Raw genomic sequence first — 21900 nt, 5'->3', positions numbered from 1 at the left:
GTCAACGATTCACCTGCAACGACAATAACGAAGGCGCAGACAGCACCTCACGCGACCGCCCGAAACAGGGCGGCGTCCATGCAACGCAAACACAACAGGCGCCTCCTGCGGAGGCCAACACGCACCACCTGGAGACAACATCATGGCCATTGTCGACACCCCGCTGGCGGGGAAAGCGGACGCAGAATCGCTGCTGCTGTACCGCAAAATCACCTGGAAACTGATCCCGTTTCTTTGCCTGTGTTACCTGGCGGCCTACCTCGATCGCATCAACGTCGGGCTGGCCAAGCTACAGATGGCCGACGCGCTGCAGCTGAGCGAAGCGGCCTTTGGTCTGGGCGCCGGGCTGTTCTTCGTCGGCTATATTCTGTTCGAGGTGCCGAGCAACCTGATCCTGCAGCGCGTCGGCGCCAAGATGTGGATTGCCCGTATCATGATCACCTGGGGGCTGCTGTCCACCGCCACCATGTTCGTCACCACGCCGACCCAGTTCTACGTCATTCGCTTTCTGCTCGGCGTGGCGGAGGCCGGTTTCCTGCCCGGCGTGCTCTTTTACCTGACGCTGTGGTTCCCGACCTATCGCCGCGGCCGCATCATCGCGCTGTTCATGATCGGCCTGCCGCTCTCCAGCGTGATCGGCGGGCCGCTCTCCGGCTGGATCATGGGCCATTTCGACATGCGCCACGGGCTGCACGGCTGGCAGTGGCTGTTTTTGCTGGAGGGCATTCCCAGCGTGCTGTTGGGCGTGTTGACCTTCTGGCTGTTGCCTAACACTTATCAGCAGGCCAAGTGGCTGACGCCCGAGGAAAAACAGCGCATCGCCGACGATCTGGCGCGCGACGACGCCGAGGCCGATCACGGCAAGCACAGCTTCCGCGACGGCTTCTTCAACCTGAAGGTGTGGATGCTCGGCGGCATCGACTTCGCTATTCTGCTCAGCGCCTACGCCATGGGCTTTTGGATGCCGACCTTCATCAAAACCGCCGGCGTTACCGACATCACCACCATCGGTTACCTGACGGCGATCCCCAGCGTCGCCGCCCTGCTCGGCATGCTGCTGATCGGCAGCAGTTCCGACCGGCTGCGCGAACGGCGCTGGCATATCATCGTGCCGTTTATCGTCGGCGCGCTGGCGATGGCCGGCAGCACCTTCTTCACCCACAATGCGCTGGCCACGGTGCTGCTGTTCTCCATCGCCCAGGCGGCAATCATCGGCGCGGTGCCGGTGTTCTTCAGCCTGCCGGCCACCTTCCTGCGCGGCACGGCGGCGGCGACCGGCTTCGCGCTGGCCTGTTCGCTGGCCAACATCGCCGGGCTGGTGAGCAATTCGCTGATGGGGCTGGCGCTGGATCTGACCGGCAAGAGCGGTGGCGCGCTCTGGGCCTTCGCCGGCTGCCTGCTGCTCAGCTCGCTGCTGGTGGTGGCCCTGCCGGCCAAGGTGGTGAACCGCTGAGCGTTAATAGAAAGGGAAAAGGCGCAAGACAATGACAATGATGATAAGGGACCGTTGTCTGCTTTGATTCTTGCGCCGTTTTCTCCCCCCACAACACGGCATGTCAATAATGACGATGGGCTCTGGGTTACCCCACCAACAACGTTTTTGCTTCCAGATAAGCCTGCATCCCCCATTTGCCCATCTCGCGCCCCAGCCCGGACTGTTTGAAACCGCCAAACGGCGCTTTAGGTTCATGATCCAACGTGTTCAGCAGAACACGCCCGGAGTCAATCTGCTGCGCCACCCGCACCCCGCGTTCGCGATCGCCGCTTAACACCAGCGCACTCAGCCCGTAGGCGGTGTCGTTGGCGATCGCAAGCGCTTCGGCCTCATTGTCGTAAGGGATGATCACCAGCACCGGACCAAAAATTTCTTCCCGGGCAATGCGCATCCGGTTATTGCCCGCAAATACCGTAGGCTTCACGCACCAGCCTTTATCCATACCCGATGGACGGCCAACGCCGCCAACCAACAATGTCGCCCCTTCTTCCTCGCCCAAGCGGATATAATCCTGCACCCGTTGCCACTGTTTTTGGCTCACCATCGGGCCGATTTCCGTATTTTCATCGCGCGGATCGCCCGACCGGACTTTGCCTACCGCGTCGGCAATCGCCTGTTCAAACTCCGCCTGACGGCTGCGCGGCACCAGAATTCGCGTGCCTGCAATGCAGGCCTGGCCGCTATTCATAAAACCGGCGGCAAGCGCCAAAGGCACGGCCTGCATGACATCCGCATCGTCCAGGATCAGCGTCGGCGATTTGCCCCCCAGTTCCAATGTCACCCGTTTCAGCGATTCTGCACCGCTTTCTACGATATGTTTGCCCACCGCCGTGGAACCGGTAAACGAGATCTTGGCAATATCGGGATGTCGATTAATGACCTCACCCACCACCTCGCCTCGCCCGGTGATAATGTTAAATACTCCGGCAGGAATGCCCGCGTCGTGCAACGCTTCGGTGATAACCCGCGTTTGCATCGCGCTCATTTCGCTGGGCTTGATCACCGCGGTGCACCCTGCCGCCATCGCCGTCGCCAGTTTGTTGCAGATAAACCCGGCATCGCTGTTCCATGGCGTAATCAGCCCGGCGACGCCGACAGGCGTCATGATGACCTGCGCCTTACCCGCCTGTTCCGTAAACTCGAAATTTTCCAGCGCGTCGATCGCCTGAGCTATCGCGTCCGCCGGGTAGCTGGCCATCCAGCGCCCACGAATTTTGGGCGCGCCATATTCCATCACGACGGCGTCCATCAGCTCATCTTCACGGGCCATAACCGCTTTGTGCATACGGCGCAATACGGCAAGGCGTTCCGCCTTACTGGTCTTGGACCAGTAAGGAAATGCGGCCTTGGCTGCGGCAATCGCCCGCTCGGCATCCACCTCGTCCGCCAGACGCACAGTGCCAATCACGTCTTCTGTCGCCGGGTTAAACAGCGTGAAGCGTTCTTCACCGTGGGGTGTCACGAATTCACCGTTGATATAAATGCTGTCAATTTTTTGCATGGTGCGCTCCACATGTTCCGATTAGTCAAACGAGTATAGAAACAGATGATCAATACGATAAGTGGGTCTATCCTGTACGAACTGTACCGATAATCGGGATAATCTATGCATCGCAGTGGACTGACAGAGTTGGAAGTCGTGTTGGCGGTGGCGCAGCGACAAAGCTTTCGCGCCGCCGCACGGCAATTAGGCATGTCGGCCACCGCCGTCAGCAATGCGGTGGCCGGGTTGGAAAGCCGCCTGAAAATACGTCTGTTTAACCGTTCGACCCGCAGCGTGGCCCTGACGCCGGCGGGCGCGCGTTATGTAGAACGAATCGCCCCCGCTCTGGCCGAGATTCGGCGTGCATCAGAAGAGATCGCCACCCAACCCGACGCGCCAACCGGCACGCTGCGCATCAGCGCACCGCAGGAGTGCGTCTCCCTGCTCTACGAACCGTTGATCGAAACGTATTTGCGGCGTTACCCGCAAATGCGGCTCGATATCACCAGCGAATCAAGAATGGTGGACATTGTGGCGGAAGGTTACGACGCGGGGATCCGTTTGGCGGAGTCCGTCCCGCAGGACATGATCGCCGTGGAGCTAACGGGAGATATCCGCATGTTGGTGGTCGCTACACCAGACTATTTCGCTGAACATGGCATACCGCAATCGCCGGAGGATCTGTTACGGCACAAAAGCGTCGGGATGCGTATGTCACACGGAGGGATTTACCATTGGGAATTGGAACGCCACCAACAGAAACTTCGAGTCAACGTACCGCCGCGCATTGTATTGAATGAAATGCGCGCCATTCATCGTGCCGCATTGAGCGGTGTGGGGATTGCCTTCGTTTCAGATTGGTTTGCCCGTGAAGATATCGCATCAGGTCGACTTATTAGCGTACTGGACGAATGGTGCCCAGCTTTCGGCGGATTGCGTCTCTATTATCCCGGCAGACGACATGTTCCTCCGGGGCTCAAGGCATTTATCGATTTGGTGCATGAAATTCAGGCCAGGTAGCTTGTCTTCTCTCTGTCGACCAGAAAACGGCACCGCCAAACGTCGGAATGCGACCGGCATTTGGCGTGCCGTTGGTTTACTCACTCTCCTTGTTCATACCCTCGGGACTATTCGTCCTTCAGCCCGCGGTTGATCAGCATCGGTTCGATGCTCGGCTCTTTGCCGCGCCAGTCGATGTACAGCTTCTCCAGATCCTGGCTGTTGCCGCGCGACAGGATCATGTCGCGGAAGCGCTGGCCGTTTTCGGCGGTCAGGCCACCGTGCTCGGTGAACCACTGGAAGGCGTCGTCCGCCAGCATTTCCGTCCACAGATAGGCGTAATAGCCCGCGGCGTAGCCGTTACCCCAGATGTGCTGGAAATAGCTGGAACGGTAGCGCGGCGGCACGTAGCCGAGATCGACCTTGTCTTTTTGCAGCGACTCGGCCTCGAACTTGTCCACGTCTTGCTGCGGCTGGTCGGCGGTCAGCATGTGCCAGTGCATGTCCAGCAGCGCGGCGGACAGCAGCTCGGTCATGCTGTAGCCCTTGTTGAACTTGTCGGCCTTCTTGATCTTGTCGACCAGTTCCTGCGGCATCGCCTCGCCGGTCTGATAATGCTTGGCGAAGTGGCTGAACACTTTCGGATCGCTGACCCAGTGCTCGTTGAACTGCGACGGGAACTCGACGAAATCGCGCGCGGTGTTGGTACCCGACAGGCTCGGGTATTCCTGATCGGCGAACATACCGTGCAGCGCGTGGCCGAACTCGTGGAACATGGTGATCACGTCGTCATACGACAGCAGCGCCGGCTGCCCCGGCGCCGGTTTGGTGAAGTTGGCGACGTTGTAGATCACCGGCTTGGTGCCGTTGAGCTTCGACTGATCGACGAAGTTGCTCATCCAGGCGCCGCCGCCCTTGTTGTCGCGCTTGAAGTAGTCGGTGTAGAACAGCGCCAGCGATTTGCCGTCCTTGTCGAACACTTCATACACCTTAACGTCCGGCTGGTAGACCGGAATGTCCTTGCGTTCTTTGAAACTGATGCCGTACAGCAGGTTGGCGGCGTAAAACACGCCGTTGTTCAGCACGTTGTTCAGCTCGAAGTAAGGTTTGATCTGCGATTCGTCCAGATCGTACTTGGCCTTGCGCACCTGTTCGGCGTAGAACTGCCAGTCCCAGGCCTGCACCTTGAAGTCGCCTTTCTGCTGATCGATCACCGCCTGAATGTCTTTGGCTTCACGCTCGGCGCGCGCGGTGGCCGCCGGCACGATGTTGCGCATAAAGCTCAAGGCGGCATCCGGCGTCTTGGCCATCTGGTTTTGCAGCTTCCAGGCGGCGTAGTTCGGGTAGCCCAACAGCTTGGCCTGCTCGGCGCGTACCTTGGCCAGACGGGAAAGGGTCTGGCGGGTATCGTTGCCGTCGCCCTTCTCCGCGCGCGTCCAGGAGGCGTCGAACAGCGCTTGGCGGGTGTCGCGATCTTTCAGGCTCTGCAGCAGCGGCTGCTGGGTGGTGTTCTGCAGCACCAACAGCCACTGTTTCTCCAGCTTGCGCTCGGCGGCCGCCTGCGCTGCCGCGGCCAGCTCACCTTCGGACAGACCGTCCAGTTTCGCCTGGTCGGTTATCGCCAGCGCGCCGTTTTTGCTCGCCGCCAGCAGTTTGTTGGTGAACTGGGTGCTCAGCGTCGCTGCTTCCTGGTTCAGCGCCTTCAGCTTGGCCTTGTCGGCGTCCGACAGGTTGGCGCCCGCCAGCTCGAAGTTCTTGTAGGTCACTTCCACCAGCCGGCGCGATTCCGGATCCAGCTTCAGCGCATCGCGATCCTGATAGATGGCCTTGATGCGCGCGAACAGCTTGCCGTTGAGCATGATGTCGTCGTTCAGCGCCGCCAGCATCGGCGAGGTTTCTTCATCCAGCTTCTGCAGCGCATCGCTGGTGTTGGCCGAGGTCATGGCGCCGAACACGTTCATCACCCGCGTCAGCAGCGAACCGGCCTGCTCCAGCGCCACGAAGGTATTCTTGACGTTGGGCTTGGCCGGGTTGTTGGCGATCTTCTCCACCTCTTCCCGCTTTTGCTTGATGCCCGCCTCGATCGCCGGCGCGTAGTCGCTTTCCTTGATCAGGTTGAACGGCGGCGCCTGGAACGGCAGACGGCTTTGATAGAAGAACGGGTTTTGGGTCTTTTGCTTGTCGTGCTGATTGGCTTCACCGGTCACGGTAGCCTCCTTCGCCTGGCCGCTGGGCAGGGCACTATGGTCGGCGTGAGGTTGGGTTTCTGCTGCCTGTGCCTGCGAGCCCAGCGCCATGCCGATCGCCAGCACCAATGTGGATAAACGCATCAAATCGAAACTCCTCCATGTTCACGGAATAAGGTCTCGGGGAATGGCTCCCTCAGAGTCATCACCTAGCTTAGGCGCAGTTGGCAGTTTGAGCAAAAACAAGTGATTAGAAGTTAACCGCCTCGCCGACCGCGGCCAAACGCTTCTTTGACATCTTTATTTTTCATCATCGACACATAGTCACAAAAGGTAATCATTTTATGATTAATTAATTCAATACCATGATAAATAAAGAGGAATCATAAAATACCCTGTTGACTTATCAGGTTACCCAATGTAACTTGATGTAAATTTTGATTAATGGAGCTAATCAAATTGCACCTTATAACGGAAATAGTTCTTATTGTCATTTTCATCCTCATTATCAGTGCGATCTATAAAAACGCGAAGAAAAAAGGCGTGCGCACGTACCACATCGTTATGCTGTTCTTGATATTTCCCCTTGCCGTATTTTTAGACTACTGCCTGCAGCGCCAGGCGATCCTTTTGGATACGGCCGCCCTTAAAACCACGGCCAGTTATGGTTTGCCGATGGCGATTATTTTTTCGCTTGTTTTATCTATCACCTCTCGCAAGAAGGAGTTTAAATGAGAGCCTTAACGGAAGTTGAATTGTCATGTATTAACGGATCTGACGGCAACGATTCTTATAATCCGACTTCGCTCATTGTCGGTAGCCTGAGCACAATAGCGAAATTACCCACCCCCGTATCCTTAGCCGTGGGCGTCGGGACGGAAATAGCTATTCAAGCCGCACCACACATGCCGGTTAACGTTGCTATTCCACAGGTTCCTATGGGCCCAACCTGGAATGGCAGTGGCGGTGGCCGCCCTTCACCTTCGTCTTCACTTTCAACACCGGATTCATCAAATTAAAAAAACAGTCTTATTATTCCTTGTGCAATAAGGCCGGGATTTAACTTACTCTGCACCAATAAAAATAACGATTAAAAAATGACAAAGCTCGCCATGCTTCACGAAAGCTTGATCCCTTTCGTCGCAAAAAAGACAGGTTCTCAATTACTCTGGCACAATGCATTAAGCCCTGCTGAACAAGACGAACTGAAAAAAGAGACCAGCTATCTCATCGAAGAAAATAATCGCCATGCTATTTTTGATGATGGTACGCCGCGCTTAAACGATGAAAAAGTCTTTTTCGCCGAACGTTATGGCGGCGGCGCTATTTCGCGCAACGGCGGCGGAGCACGCTGTGGCTTTGATGGGCGTTGGCAGGTTAAAGGTATTGGGGCTAATGCGTTAGTCGGTCAAGGGGCAAAGCATGTCGATGGCGAGTTGACGATGACCGGCGCAGTATTGGAGGCATTATGGGGGAACGTCATGGCCAAACTGCTGCCTTACGGTGCCGTGCCCAATCAGGCGATCTTGGTGACCGATAGCCCCTTAGCCGCCATCTCTCCTGAATCGGCGAGAAGTCCCCATAACCGCAAGGCGTTGCTGGTGCGTGAGCCCGTCGTGCGCCCTGCACATTTTTGCCGCGCACCCTACTATCATCCTCATGATGCGATGCAAAGGCAGCCTTCGGATATTCAGCGGGTCGAAAAGCTGATTGTCGCCGCACCGGCTTTTCTGCCTCGTCCCCCGGAGTTTGACGCCGCAAGCTGGTTGGCATTGCCCCAGGAAGAACAAGCATTCTACGGGCTCTGCGAGCTTGCCCGGCGTCTCGCGACGCAGATCGCGTACTGCCGCACCCGGCATTTGGTGATGATGACCTCACCCTCCAATTGCGATATGGCCGGTAGGCTGCTGGACTTTCATGGTGTTCGCAGTGTTTTTCCCGCAGAACGTCGCGATCCCGGGCGCAGCTACATTCAACACAACAAGCTCAATGAAGACGCCCCTTTGTTGCTGAGAGGCTTGCAAGATCTCGCTTTTTATTTAGCCAAGCATCAATTCGGCCCGGCATTTCTCGCGGCAGCGCACCAAGGCATCGGTGCGGCCTTCAACATGGCCTATAAACGAGCCTGCCTGCTGGATAATCTCGGTATGGCGGGTTTTGACCCTGCATTTTTACAACGCCTGCCTCTCACCGCCGAGTGGTTCTCCTTAGGCGAACGCTTGCAAAAAATGTTCGATTTGGCTCCCGGCGTCTTTACCCGTCGACAAGGTCTTGGCCTGGGGAATGCTCATCCGGCGATTGCCCTATTGCACCGGCTCATCGACGCACCCGTAAGGGTTCCCGCCGAGCAACAGGGTACGACCGCGGAGGAGAGATTTTCTCTGGCGTTCCGTCGGTTATACGCGCAATACCTTCAGGAAACATCAGCAGCTCAAACCTCCGCCGGATTACAACTGGCGATGAAGCAGACCGTCACCAGAAGGTTGGGTTCCCGCACGTTCATGCGCCGTGAAGTGATTTTTCAAGAAATTTCCGGCTGGCGCGGCGAAGTCAGCGAGATCACCGAACAATTGCAAACCTATCTCGACCGTTTCGAGCGCCAGGCGATCAACGTATTACAATAACAACGCTGAGGATATTTCGTGAGTTTTATCAAAGAAAACCAGCAGGGTAAAAGTAGGTTCAGTCAATACGAGAACCTGGGCTTCGCCGTTAACTGTATGTTGATGAATAAAAATTACAGTTTGTACCATATAAAAACGTTGCAGCTATGGACTCAGGAAGCGATTAATCAAAACCAATTTAAAATATTATTCGACCATTTGGATAACCCGATAGGGTATATAACCTGGGCCTACCTGAAAGATGAGACGCTGAGTCGATTTATTAACGATCCGCAGTTTCTTCTCCATAACTCAGAATGGGATGAGGGCGGTACGCTGTGTATTTTAGATTTTTGCTGCAAGCCAGGCAGCGTGCATTTATGTTTGGAACACCTTAAAAGAGTTCACCCCATCGTAGAACGCCGCACGGTTGTGTGGCGCTCCCGCCGAACGGGCAGACTGATGACTGTAAAAAATAAAGAAAAATAATTGTCAGGGATGAGGCAATGAGCAAACATCAATTACTGGATTCACAGGCAGGATTTTACTATGGCACCAAGATCGGCGATGATAAATCGAGCTATAATATCGCGGAATATGTCGAAATAAATCACACTCTCGATATCGCAAGAATGAAACGTGCTATTCATCGTGTCATCAGCCAAACCCCTACGCTGCACGTTCTGTTTGATGAGAATAACGGCACGCCTTATCAATATTCCGTCACCGCCAATATCTCAGTGGAATGGGTAGATCTTTCGCAGAGCGCCAACGATATGGCCACCGCTATCGAATTAATGGAAGCGGATGCTAAGCGCCCCTTCTCGCTGAACGCAGCGCCGTTATTCAGACAAAAAATCATCAGGCTGGGTGAGAAACGCTTTCTGTGGTATTTCTGCAGCCACCATCTGCTGCTTGATGGTTACGGCACTTATTTGCTGATCCATCAAGTGGCGCAGGCCTACCGAGACCAGACACAACAACCGCAAGACGTACCGGCGATCGATGCCTTGCTCAGGGCTGAATCTGAGTATAAACAGTCAGCCGCCTATCAAGCAGACCGACATTTTTGGCAAGCGGCCAGCGCCTCACTGCCAGACCCGATGACATTAGCCTGCGCCAATATTCCCTCGGGACAGACCATCCGCCATGTGACGTCGTTGCCCTATCCTGCCGAGCGGCTTGCGCTGCAAACCGAACATCCTTCTTGGCTGGCGCGCACTTTTGTAGCGGTGATGGCGTATTTGTACCTATGTACCGGCGAGAAGCAGCAAACGATCGGCGTCCCTATGATGGCGCGAACAGACGCCCTGTCGAGGCAGGCGCTAACCTGCAAGACCAACGTTGTTCCTTTGACTCTCGATATTGAGGACACCGCTTCATGCCGACAGTTGGCGCAAACCATTGAACACGCGCTCAAGCAACTCAAGAAACATCAAGCGTTTCGTTACGAAGAGATAAAAAGTCTGAGGAGCGTCGCCAGCCGCTCGCCGTTGTTCAACATCGTGGTCAATATCATTCCCTTTGAAGCGGCAGCCTCATTCTCTCCCGCTCAGCGTAGTGAAATCCGTAACTTACGCTCAGGAGGCGCGCAGGATCTGGTCTTCAACATGCGTCCCGATCTCGATAACCAAACGCTGCGGCTGGAGATCGATGCCGACTCAGGGCTTTACGATGCGGCCAGTCTGGTGCGGCACAGCCAGGGGATACAGACCTTGTGCACCTTGCTGTACGACGATCCGGAAAATCTTTCCGTCGCGGCATTGCGACAACGTTTCCCGCTCTCGCTGCTGGGTAAAACAGCCAACGACAACGTGGTCGATATCATGCAGCGTATCGATCGTGCCGTCGTTCAAGCGCCGCAACGCACGGCGATCCTCACGCCTGAACACGCTTCGTCATCGCTCAGAACGCTGTCTTATGCCGTTTTGCAGCAGCAGTGGCGTGCGCTGGCCGATGTCCTGGCTCCCGTTCGCGCCGCACATACCGTACTGTTGCTCGACTTGCCGCAAGGGCCGGAGGCCATCATCTGCATGCTTGCTGCGTTGCAATTGAAAATGCCCTTCGTCAACCTGAATGCCAAAGGGGATGGAGCGGCTTACCGTCAACTGCTTGAACAGTTTAGCGACGCTATCCTGATTACCGATCGCACGCGTCCCTCCGTTCATTCCGAGCCTGGCGCATTGGCGCATTGGCGCGCATCGACACTCAATATGCCGACGGATTTCGCACACTTCACCGTGTTTCGCCGGCAAACATCGACTGAGGCGCCGGCGTTCCCGGTCGGTACCAGCTATATCATGTTTACCTCCGGTTCGACGGGAATGCCTAAAGGCGTGATAGGCGCCCGACATGCCCTCAACGTTTTTGTCGATGCGGCGATAAAATGCTATGGCATTCAACCGCACGAACGCGTGTTGCAATTTGCGCCCTTGCATTTCGATGCCTGCATCGAAGAAATTTTCATGACGCTGGGGGCCGGCGCCCACCTGTGTATCGCCCCCGAGACCGTCAAGCACAGCTTTGCCGCTTTCTTCACATTCTGCGACGATCATCAAATCAGCCTGTTGGATCTGCCGACCGCCTACTTTAATGAAATGCTGTTCGCCTCCGGCGGTGAACAGACGCTACCGCCGGCCGTCACTACCGTTATCATCGGCGGCGAAAGCCTTTCACCGCGAGCCAAAGAACGCTGGTTCGCGCACTACCCCAAAGGCAGGAAGTTATTCAACTCCTACGGCCCAACCGAAACAACCGTGGTGGCGACGGCCGCAGAAATCAAAAACGATGGCGCCGCCGTGACGATAGGCACACCGCTGGATGGTATATACACGGCGATCGTCGGCGAGGATCTCAGGCCGTTGCCGCTCGGCTGCAGCGGCGAATTACTGATAGCCGGAGCGACCGTCGGCCTGGGATATTGGCATCAACCAACGCTGAGCGCGGAAAAGTTCGTCACCCTTGAGGCCAACGGCCATCTCATGCCCGCCTTTCGTACCGGCGATATCGCCTGCCAGCGCCAAGATGGGCAGTTGGTGTTCCTTGGCCGCAAAATTCGTGAAGCGAAAATCGCCGGGCAGCGCGTCAATATGGGTGAGATAGAAAGCTGTCTGGCCCGCTTGCCCTCCATTGTCGAGATTGCCGTACTGGCCAAAAGCGGCGACGCGGGAACGGAACTGTACGCGCATTATCACAGCCGGCAGCCGCTCAGTGAGGCAATGCGCCGCACACTGTACGGCGAACTGCCCAATGCCCATATTCCTCAGCGCTTCGTGCATCATCCAACGCCGCTGGTCAAACTGGCTAACGGCAAGATTGATTATCGCACCCTGGAGAGACAATCCCGGATGCCTGAACCCACACGGGAGTTGCGTTCGACGACATTCAACACCCTGGTGCATGAAGTTTGGCTGGCGACGCTGGGCAGTGACGATGGCGACTTCTTCACGCTCGGCGGCGAGTCCCTGCAGGCCATAAAAATCATTAACGTGCTTAACGCCCACTGTCGGTTGGATCTGAACCTGAGCGACATTCTTGAACATCCAAGACTCGCCGATTTCTGCCGACACCTGACGCAGTTGGCCCATGCACGCTATGGTCTGGATCCGCAGCATCTGGACATCCGTTGCGCTATCGGCCGCTGTCTATCAACCGAGGCGCCGACCAGCAGCAGGCTGTTTATTCAATCTCCCGAAGGCACAGATGAACGGCTTTTATTGGCCGCCCTCGCCGACAAACGCGGTGTGGACATTCTGTCACCGCAGGCGCTGCCGTTGCCTGCTGAATGGTCGCTGAACGCGGCCATATTCAACGTACCGAACGAAGCCACTCAATATGCCAGTTGGCTCGATGCACTTTCGGCCCTGCTGCACACCCTGCCCGGCCGAGTTAACCACATGATCTTTATGCATGATACGGCCGGCGGAGCCAGACTCACGCAGGGCCTGCTACGCGATTTCCGGCATGAGCGACTACTGTTGCTGCATAAAGTCGATGCGCGCCGCCAAGCCGTCGACGCCGGCGTTACAGAGTTGATAGCCCTCTCTGCGCGGCTGGGTTATTTCCCGCACATTCGGTTCGATACGGCCAATGAGCGATTGAACGGCTGCGTACTGAGGATCTTCGGTTTCGATGATGGCGAGAATATCGACCATCGCGCCGCCTTCACAATGGCGCAGCGGAGAAACCCGGGAGTGCAGTTGTGTAGCTTAGCGCATTGGCTGAATTTGATTTCCGCCCACAGCGACAAACGCCCGAATAAAAGCGGTCGAACAGCGAAAACTATCGACGTCAACATGGAAGGAGCGCACTGATGAGCGTCATCGGCTTGATCAATCTGATGGAAATGGCGAAACAGGGAGCAAAATTCGGCGAGCTGTCGCCTCGACGCCAAACCATCGAGCATGTTGACGCCGCCGCACTCAGTACGGTGCAGGAAGACATTACCGCATTTTTATCTGTCTGTACGCCAGACAATTCAGAGCGGCACACCGGCGAGAAGCCTTGTTACACCGTCAATCACTACGCGGGCCAATACCTGTGGCTGTATGAAAACTTCACCAAGAACAGCCCGCTGTATAACATTCCGATCGCTAAAGAGATCCTGGGGCCCTTTGAACCCGAGCGTTTGCTCGCCGCGTTGAAAAAACTGCTCAAGCGGCACGGTGCGCTTTGCGGCCGCTACCGGCTAGACGGTGAAGCCATCACCGTTGACATCGTGCATCCTGATGAAACCATTTTCGAACACAGCCTCGAGGACATCAGCAGGCTGAACAGTGAAGAGCAGCAAGAAAATATGCTGGCGGCGCTTAACGCCCAGTGTACGATTCCGTTTGACCTCGCGGCTGAGTATCCCCTGCGCTGCCGGATCTTGAGAAAGAGCGCGCAGCACCACTATCTGTTCTTGACCTTCCACCATTGCGTGGTCGACGGCTGGACGGCCAATTTGCTGGTGGATGAACTGAGCCGTGACTATCAAGCGTACGAAGAGCATTGGCATTATGACAACGGTCAGGCGTTTTTCCGCTATCTTGAAGACCCTTTCCTCGCCGTCGCCAATGTCGATGACAGCATGGCGTTTTGGCGCGATGAACTGGATGGTGCGCCGGAAAAACACGCGCTTGAATACGATATCGCCATCACCGCGGGAGGCAAAACACAGAATATCGTCAGAACATCGCTGACGAACGAACTGCAGCCGGCCCTGGCCCAGTTAGCCAAACATAACGGTACGACGCTGTTTACGCTGTTGCACTCCGCCTTCGCATTACTGATTGCCAGAGAATCGGCGACGGATCGCGTGGTCATCGGTAGCCCGATCGCCAACAGGAACGAGCCGACGTTAAACGACGCCGTTGGCAGCTTCGTCAACACGATCGCTCACCAATTTATCATCACTGGCGACGACAGTTTCACCGCGCTGCTGCAAAAGAACGCCAATAAATTTGCGCGCGCTTTCAAACATCAGGGATTGCCCTTCTCTTACCTGGTTGAACAACTCAAGCCCACGCGCGGCAAGTTCCACCCCATTTTTCAAATCATGTTCGTCTGCCAACATCGCAAAAGCAACGAGCTAAATCTTGGCGGTGCGCAGGTTAACACCCTGCCAAGACGCTATGCGCCGCCCAAGTTTGATCTGGTTCTGGAAGTGATTTCCGGCGCAGAAGGCATTCAGTTGGAGTGGCAATACAACGCCAAGCTGTTTACGCCGGAGCGTATTAACGGATTGGCGCAAGCTTACGCATTGCTGTTGCAGCAAATTGCCTGCGATCCTTCGCGGGCCGTCGACCACTATTCGCTGGCGCCAATGGCCGATAACCGGCAATTGCGGCAGCTCTCCGTCGGGCAGGCGATGCCGGTATGCTTGCGGCAACCTCTTTCCGATCGGCTGTTACGCGCTGCCCACCAGCATGGGGATCGCCCGGCGTTGTTCGAGGAAGATCAGGTGTGGCATTACGATCGGCTATTGCGGCACGCCGGCTTCGTGGCGCATTGGCTGAACGCCCATACCGCCCCAGGCGCGCTCATCGCCATCGATCTTCCACGCGGCGCTCATCAAGCTATTGCGGCGCTCGGCGTGATCCTCGCCGGACGCGCCTACTTGCCGTTGGCCGAAGGATTACCGGATGCCCGCGTAGCGGCCATTATGCGAATATCGGGTTGCGCCTGGGTTGTGAGCAATCGGGCTCACCATCGCGCCCGCTATCCGCAGACAACCCGCGTTCAGGATCTGGAGGCGCTGTTTTCTCCCCCTGTCACAGGCACAGCAACCTTCCCACCAGGCGAAGCGGAAGCACTCGCCTATGTCATTTATACATCGGGGACGACAGGCACGCCAAAAGGCGTGGCGATGGAACACGGCGCCGTCACCAATACCTTGCTGACCATGAATCAACTGTTTAACGTTTCACATCGTGACAACGTATTGGCGCTCGCCGACCTGGCCTTCGATTTATCGGTCTATGACCTGTTCGGCAGTTGGCTAGCCGGCGCATCGGTAACCGTGTTATCGCCGCACGACGCTAAAGAGCCGTCAGCATGGCTACATGCGATACGCCAGCGGAAAATCAGCATCTGGAACTCGGTTCCCGCCATCTTGCAAATGCTGGTGCAATACTGCGCGCAAGAAAACATCCTGTCGCTGCCTCAACTGCGGCATATCTGGCTGAGCGGCGATCGTATCTCTCCGCGGCTGATCGCCGAAGCACATCGGCTTTGCCCCAACGCCACCATCACCAGCCTTGGCGGTGCCACCGAAGGGGCAATATGGTCAATTTATCATCCGCTTACACGAGATACGCACTACAGAAACGCCATCCCCTATGGAACCGCATTGCCGAATCAAAGCATGTGGGTGTTGAGTGAAAAACTCGAGCCGTGCGGTTTCGGCGTTACCGGCGACATTTATATCGGTGGCGTTGGCGTTGCCCGCGAGTATTGGCGCGATAGGCAAACCACCGCCGGCAGCTTTGTTCTTCTCCCAACCACCGGAGAACGCGTGTACCGCACCGGCGATCGTGGCCGTTGGCATCGCAGCGGTTACATCGAATTTCTCGGCCGCGAAGACCAACAGGTGAAACTGCAGGGTTTTCGCGTCGAATTGGGTGACGTCGAATTCGCGCTCAAAAGCAGCGAACTGGTCGCTGAAGCGTGCGTCGTCTGTCGCGATGAAACCAGGAACGGCACACCGTATCTGGAAGCCTATTTCACATTGACCGAGGCGGGGAAAGCCAGCGTCCAGGCGGAGCAAAGAATACGCGAGCAGGTTACGGCCGCATTGCCCGCGTATATGGCGCCATCCCACTATCATCTTATCGAACGTTTCCCGCTTTCACGCAACGGCAAATTGGATCGCACCTTGCTATCGCCAGGCACCGAACGGAGTCAGGCCAGCGATGTTGTTCCCGCCGCGTCCGCGGAACTCATGCTGCTACGTGAGTTGTTGGCGGATACGTTAGGCTGTGCTCCAGACAAGATCGACCCCTATGCCAGCTTCTTCAGCAATGGCGGCAGCTCGCTTTCCGGCATTACGTTTTTGGGTAACATCAAGCGCGCCCTTAATGTGGAATTAACCCTGGCGGAAATCCTTGGCTACTCACAGCTCGATAAACTTGCCGAGCGTCTGCGCGATAACGCGCCCCTGCCGTTATCGATGTTGTCCGGCGCAGCCGATCGCCCCTCTCTGCCCACCTTGTATTTGGTGCATGGTGCCGGTGGCCAGGTACATCAATATGCAAAGTGGACAAAACAACTTTACGCCTGCGCCAACATCATCACCATCGCCAGCCCGGGGTTGGCCGCGCCAGGCGCAGACGACACACTCACCCTGCAGCGATTGGCCGCCTCCCATTTGGCGGCCATACCGCGTGCCAAACGCGACACTGCCGTTATCGCCGGCTGGTCATTGGGCGGCCAATTAGCTGTCCATATGGCGGCGCAGGCTACGGAACAAGGCGCGCCCTTTGCGCATGCGGTGCTTGTCGACAGCGGTTTGCCCGCCCAGCACCCCTCAGTGAATCGAGGTTTCAGCGTGGCGCAAAGTTATCTCAGCCTGTTCGACTCTCTCGGTATTGCGCGCCATTTGTGTCGGCATCAAGAAACGAACGCGATAGACAGCTTCGCCAACGAGATAAAAATGCACTATGCGCTGAATCAGAGCGTGCTTGCGGAGAAGATCACGCTGGAACATGCCGAAGCCTTTTGTTGGGCGCTGAAAAAATCCTTTGATCTGACGAATAACGCCGGCCCTCTGCCACAGATAGCGATACCGCTGACGCTTTGGCTCAGCCAGCAACGTCAGCGTAAACACCCCAATCTTGCACAACGCTGGGAGAGGCAATCCTCTCATGACGTTCAACTCAATTATTGTGCAGAAACGCATTACAGCATTTTAAACAACGCTCAACTTCTTCGAGCGCTGACGCGGATGCTGCGCGCGTTGTCCACATCATTGGAATAACGCGAGAAGATACCCCTGGCCAATCAAACCTATCGAGGCACTGATGAAATTACCCAGCAGTTGGATTTTTTTGTTCTGCTTTTACTACACATTCATGGATATTTTTTATTCGTTATTTTTTTCCGAAGACAGGAGGTTTACCAGCACAATCATTCAATCCTTTATCTTTTCAACCTTGCTAGTGGCATTTTTCTGGTATCGGAAAACTGCAAAAACCAAAAACCAATAATATAAGGAAGTCGTTATGAGAGAACTTACGATTAATGAAGTGAACTTTATCGCAGCCGCTGGGGATTTCAGCTATGCGGAGCTGGGCGGGGCCGTCGCGGCCGGCGCGGTTGGTGGGGCGATGACCGGCGCCATGGCTGGCGGTGTCGGTGCCGGCCCAGGCGCTGTTGCCGGTGCCGTTATCGGTGGTGCCGCCTATACCGCAGGCAAAATGGTGGAATCCATGTTGGGTGGCAATAAACAAACATCGACGAACAATCCTGCCGACAGTAACTAATACAGGAAGATTCGTGTTCATCATATGAAAAAGTCACTTATTGTATTGTTCGCCATTTTAATTGGGCTTGTTGCTGGCACGATTGCGGATTATTTCACCCTCAATCGCTTCTTGAAATACGCCCTTATCGCCGTTGCCGTTATCGGCACGCATAAATTGCTCAATAGCGATCGCGGGCAACGCTCGGCATGATAAACGTGGCTTATTTGAAAATTTAATGATTAAGGAGCAAATATGCGCAATCTTACCTCTGAAGAATGTTCAATCATTTCCGGTGCAGGAGATCGCAGCGGTACATTGACGGTTTCCGCGGAAACGGTCGGCGCAGCGATCGGCGGTGGCATCGGCTCTATCGGTGGCGTGGCGGGCGGCGTTGTCGGCACCATTGTCGGCGGTGCTGTCGGTAACTATGTCACTGGCGATCGTGCCCCCGGCTCTGTTGGCCCATCAGGCATTCCCTGGGGCGGGAGCAACGGCGGCGGTACCATGTGGGGGAACAACAACAATACCGATTCGAACTGATCGGGGCCCTGCCAGCCACACGGCTGACCTCCCCGGTTAACGTTGGCTTCAGCGCCTAAAGCGTCATTTCATGCCAGGGTTATCGTTATGATAACCCTTTTTGTCATGGGCCCACCACAGGGTGAGCAGCGCGGTTGGCGTAGCGAAAATGTCGAGATGAAGAAGCCAGGTGAAGCGAAGCTGACGTTACCCGAGTTGAATGACTCTATCCGCAGAGGCAATCGTCGATGGACGGTGCGCAATAATCACGCGGGTAATGTTCAGTTGTGAAATAGCGCGGTTAATATGTGTTTCATTATCGAGATCCAAGTGGCTGGTCGCTTCGTCCATAAACAGAATGCTGGGGCGACGATAGAGAGCACGGGCTATCAATAAACGCTGTTTCTGTCCGCCAGAAAGGCTTCCCCCCAATTCGCCGATCAATGTTTCGTAGCCCATCGGCATGTTTTGAATATCATCATGCATATTGCAACGCCGTGCGCACGCCTCAATACGTTTCAGATCCATTTCGGCGTCAAATCCTGAAATATTTTCAGCGATAGATCCCGCCAGCAGCTTGTCATCTTGCAGCACGCAAGCGATACATTGGCGATAATTATTAACGCCAATGTTGCTGATATCCATACCATCGACCAGCACGGCCCCTTCATCCGGCGACAGCAACCCACACATTAACTTCATCAATGTGGTTTTACCCACGCCGGAGGGGCCGACAATCGCCACGCTTTCTCCCGCAGCAATGCTCAGATTCAAATCCGTGATAATGGGTTTCGCCAAACGATCATACTGGTAGCGCAGATTCCGCACCTGAAGCTCTGCGGCGTTGCCTTTTGTGAAGAGCTGACGCGCGGGCATTTGCGGTTCCGGTGACGAAAGCACAATGTCCGCCACCCTTTCATTGTGCAAGCTTAACATTCGCAGCTGAAGCATCATGTCGATCAAGCTGCTGGCACGCTCCGAGAACTGCCCACGGTAGGCGTTAAACGCGATAAACATGCCGATCGTCATTTGATTGTCTATGACCAATGCCGCGCCGAGCCAAAGGATGATCACCTGATCGCAGGTGGCAATAAACGCCCCCAAACCGCCAAACATCATGTTTAACTTGGTCAGCTTGATACCCGCATTGATCGTTTCTACGTTTAGATTCAGCCAATACTGTGAACGGGTTTCAGATAACCCCAACGCCTTTAACGTACTGATGCTATATAACGTCTCCATGAAATGAGACCCGGCCCGCGCGCCCTTCACCAACTGCTCTTCCGACAGCTGCCGATAATGTTGATAAGTCGACAGCCTGAGAATGACGTATATCGCCGTAAAGCCGAGCACCACCCAAACTAACCAGCCGCCATAGAGCAGCATCATGACAAATACCCCGACAGACATGATGCCATCAATAATGCTGCTGACGATGCTGGTAGTGAAAGTCGCTCTTATCGTATCCAATGAGCCGAAACGGGATTGAATATCACCCAACTTGCGCTTCTCAAAGAAGGAAAGCGGCAATTTCATCAGATGATCAAACACTCCCGCCTTCCATTGCACGTCTATCAACGCGCCCATGACGATAGAGATCCACGAGCGCAACATGGATACGCCGGTGCGGAATAAAATAAAGAACAGCAATCCTATACATATCAGCGCTAAAAGATCATGATCGCCGGCCAAAATCACATGGTCCATGACCAACTGCGTACCAACGGGCAACAGCAGATTAACCGCTTCAATCACGATCGACAGACAGAAGATCTTTAGCAAGGCTCCCTTAAGGCCGCGCACATTGCTCATCAGCTTACGAAAGCGCAATCTGCTTTGCTGTTTGATCGGCTGAAATTCACTGTCTGGCCATAGCTCAAGCGCTACGCCGGTAAAATGCCGCGACAGTTCATGCAACTCCAGCACTTTACGGCCAAAGGCAGGATCATGGATCACCGCCCGCCCTCGGCTGACACTGACAAGCACCACGAAATGCTTCATGTCCCAATGCAGAATACAGGGCATTTTCAACGCTTTAAGCTCATCGATATTCAGCGATAACGCTCTGGATTGCAGCTTGAGGGCGCTCGCGATGTCAATCAACGCGGAGAGCGTCGCCCCGCGTGAAGAAAAGCCGTAGCGGCTGCGCAGATTAAACAGATCGATTTGCAAACCATGGTAATGACATACCATCGCTAAACTGGCCAGCCCGCATTCCGAGGCTTCAGTTTGCAGGATCTGCGGCACTTTACGGCGCAGCGACAAATTGAGTTTGCCCTTTAGCGCGTCTAAATAAGATTCAGTCATTGATTGGCCCCATCAGGCTGTTTTTCATATCGTAGAAAGGTGAGAACATCCATTGATATAGAGGCCTTTCTTCCAGAAACAGCGTGGATTGAGCCCGCATGCCGTTAGTGAGCTGCAACGCTTTGCCCTGGTAACTGACATGCGTTTTATCCAGGGAAACGGTCACCTTGTAAAAAGATGCCGTTTGCGCGCTGGGTTGATGCACGGGAGAACTGCTGTAAGTTGACATTTCTTGAATGGAGGCCGGTACATAAGCGATGCTTTCTATTCTGCCGGGAAACTGACCGAACTTCTCATAAGGGAAAGCGTCATAGCGAATGTTAATGCCGTCCCCCGCAGAAACATAAGGCACACTGGTGTTCGGCAACCATAAAACTAGCTGATAAATCGCGCCGTTACGTGGAATAATCTGTACCAAGCTGTCACCGCTATTGACCATCTGACCCGGCGTAACGCTGAGAGACTCAATGCGGCCATCGCTTGGGGCGTTCACGATCAATGCGCCGCTGGCATCGGCTTCCGCTAACTGCCGTTGCAAATCATTGCGCTGAAACTGGTACTGCGAAATTTGGTTATCAAAATCTGCCGCGCGCGTAACGATGTCACTTTCCAAATTCGTAATTTGCAACGACTCCTGAATGTGTTGACTATGCAGGTTTTGGAACAGACTTTGTTGTTGATAAAATGAATAGGTTTGCCCGCTAAGCTGATCTTTGGTAATCAGACCGCGTTGCTGATATTCCTTATAGGAACGCATGTTGTCCTGAGCAAATGCCACCCCCTCTCGTGCATTATCCAACAGCTGTTTGGACTGCATATGCGCCAATTCATACTGTTTTTTTTGCGCGCGTAGATTTTCCAGCGTCATACGCTTGTTGTCTTGCAACTTAAGAATGATGCTGTCGACATGTTTTAACTGGTTTTCAAGCGCCAGGCGCGTATTGGCGCTCACTTTCCCGTTATCCGTCACTCGGCTGACATCAATCTGATAAAGACGCTGGCCTTTTTTAACCACATCCCCCACTTCGACGAAGCGTTCTGAGATAAAACCCTGTTGGGGCGCAAACACGTTGACTGAGCGGGGGAAGGTGGTGATTTCACCATAAACATTAATGCGGCGTGTATAATGACTGAATATAAGAAAAGAGAGGAAAACAAGAATAAATAAAAACGATAAAAGACCAAAGCACCAGGCAGGCAAGCCGTTTATCAATAAAGCCTTACCCGCCCATTTCGCCCGCTGATGATCCGTGGCTTCCTGTCGAAACAAATCACGCATGACATCCCTTTCCAGAAATAAAATTCAAGCCAGCCTTGGCTCGTAAAATGCGGAAGCATATCGAAAAACAGCAGCAGAGATTAA

At 54.9% G+C, this 21900-nt stretch carries 14 protein-coding genes; 10 read left to right on the top strand and 4 right to left on the bottom strand.

The features are described from left to right. Positions 1-142: 142 nt before the first annotated feature. A complete protein-coding gene (locus GUC32_RS11430; protein ID WP_004938595.1) occupies positions 143-1453 on the top strand; it encodes an MFS transporter in 1311 nt (436 codons plus the stop codon). 127 nt (positions 1454-1580) lie between these two features. Here GUC32_RS11430 and GUC32_RS11425 read toward each other — a convergent pair whose 3' ends face one another. Next, complete coding sequence (locus GUC32_RS11425) at positions 1581-2996, bottom strand: aldehyde dehydrogenase family protein (protein WP_025302738.1); 1416 nt, start codon at positions 2994-2996, stop codon at positions 1581-1583. Positions 2997-3101: 105 nt separating this feature from the next. On the opposite strand from GUC32_RS11425, the gene GUC32_RS11420 reads away from it, so the two are divergent. Continuing rightward, positions 3102-3998 (top strand): LysR family transcriptional regulator, encoded by an 897-nt coding sequence (locus GUC32_RS11420; RefSeq protein ID WP_025302737.1) that lies wholly within the window; start codon positions 3102-3104, stop codon positions 3996-3998. Positions 3999-4105: 107 nt separating this feature from the next. On the opposite strand, the gene dcp is transcribed toward GUC32_RS11420, so the two are convergent. Next, complete coding sequence (gene dcp / locus GUC32_RS11415; RefSeq protein WP_025302736.1) at positions 4106-6307, bottom strand: peptidyl-dipeptidase Dcp; 2202 nt, start codon at positions 6305-6307, stop codon at positions 4106-4108. A 300-nt stretch (positions 6308-6607) separates the two neighbouring features. Between dcp and GUC32_RS11410 the strand changes: the two genes are divergently transcribed. The 8 genes from GUC32_RS11410 (at position 6608) to GUC32_RS11375 (ending at position 18251) form a co-directional block, all read left to right on the top strand. Further along, on the top strand, positions 6608-6898 hold the full coding sequence (locus GUC32_RS11410) for a hypothetical protein (RefSeq protein ID WP_049208108.1): 291 nt from the start codon (positions 6608-6610) through the stop codon (positions 6896-6898). A gap of 362 nt (positions 6899-7260) precedes the next feature. Next, positions 7261-8787: a hypothetical protein gene (locus GUC32_RS11405; RefSeq protein WP_050505189.1), complete on the top strand. Its 1527-nt coding sequence runs from the start codon at positions 7261-7263 to the stop codon at positions 8785-8787. A gap of 18 nt (positions 8788-8805) precedes the next feature. Next, positions 8806-9255: a toxin-activating lysine-acyltransferase gene (locus GUC32_RS11400; RefSeq protein WP_369435732.1), complete on the top strand. Its 450-nt coding sequence runs from the start codon at positions 8806-8808 to the stop codon at positions 9253-9255. A gap of 17 nt (positions 9256-9272) precedes the next feature. Further along, a complete protein-coding gene (locus GUC32_RS11395; RefSeq protein WP_060447212.1) occupies positions 9273-13079 on the top strand; it encodes an AMP-binding protein in 3807 nt (1268 codons plus the stop codon). Beyond that, a complete protein-coding gene (locus GUC32_RS11390) occupies positions 13079-17224 on the top strand; it encodes an amino acid adenylation domain-containing protein (RefSeq protein WP_369435731.1) in 4146 nt (1381 codons plus the stop codon). The genes GUC32_RS11395 and GUC32_RS11390 overlap by 1 nt, the downstream gene beginning before the upstream one ends. Before the next feature lie 244 nt (positions 17225-17468). Further along, positions 17469-17729, top strand: coding sequence for a hypothetical protein (locus GUC32_RS11385; RefSeq protein WP_016927848.1), 261 nt, complete (start codon positions 17469-17471; stop codon positions 17727-17729). Between the two features lie 24 nt (positions 17730-17753). Next, positions 17754-17921 carry a hypothetical protein gene (locus GUC32_RS11380; protein ID WP_016927849.1) on the top strand — a complete coding sequence of 56 codons (168 nt, stop codon included), beginning with the start codon at positions 17754-17756 and terminating at the stop codon, positions 17919-17921. A 42-nt stretch (positions 17922-17963) separates the two neighbouring features. Continuing rightward, a complete protein-coding gene (locus GUC32_RS11375; RefSeq protein WP_025302730.1) occupies positions 17964-18251 on the top strand; it encodes a hypothetical protein in 288 nt (95 codons plus the stop codon). A 186-nt stretch (positions 18252-18437) separates the two neighbouring features. On the opposite strand, the gene GUC32_RS11370 is transcribed toward GUC32_RS11375, so the two are convergent. Both GUC32_RS11370 and GUC32_RS11365 read right to left on the bottom strand, forming a co-directional pair. Beyond that, positions 18438-20537: a peptidase domain-containing ABC transporter gene (locus tag GUC32_RS11370; protein ID WP_016927850.1), complete on the bottom strand. Its 2100-nt coding sequence runs from the start codon at positions 20535-20537 to the stop codon at positions 18438-18440. Further along, a complete protein-coding gene (locus GUC32_RS11365; RefSeq protein WP_049295529.1) occupies positions 20530-21816 on the bottom strand; it encodes an HlyD family secretion protein in 1287 nt (428 codons plus the stop codon). Before GUC32_RS11365 ends, GUC32_RS11370 begins: the two co-directional genes overlap by 8 nt. Between the last annotated feature and the right edge of the window lie 84 nt (positions 21817-21900).

It is taken from the genome of Serratia sp. NGAS9 (assembly GCF_009905295.1).
GTDB classification, from domain to species: domain Bacteria; phylum Pseudomonadota; class Gammaproteobacteria; order Enterobacterales; family Enterobacteriaceae; genus Serratia; species Serratia bockelmannii.
Note: the sequence above shows the minus strand (reverse complement) of the source record. Positions and strands in the feature narration are given on the sequence as shown.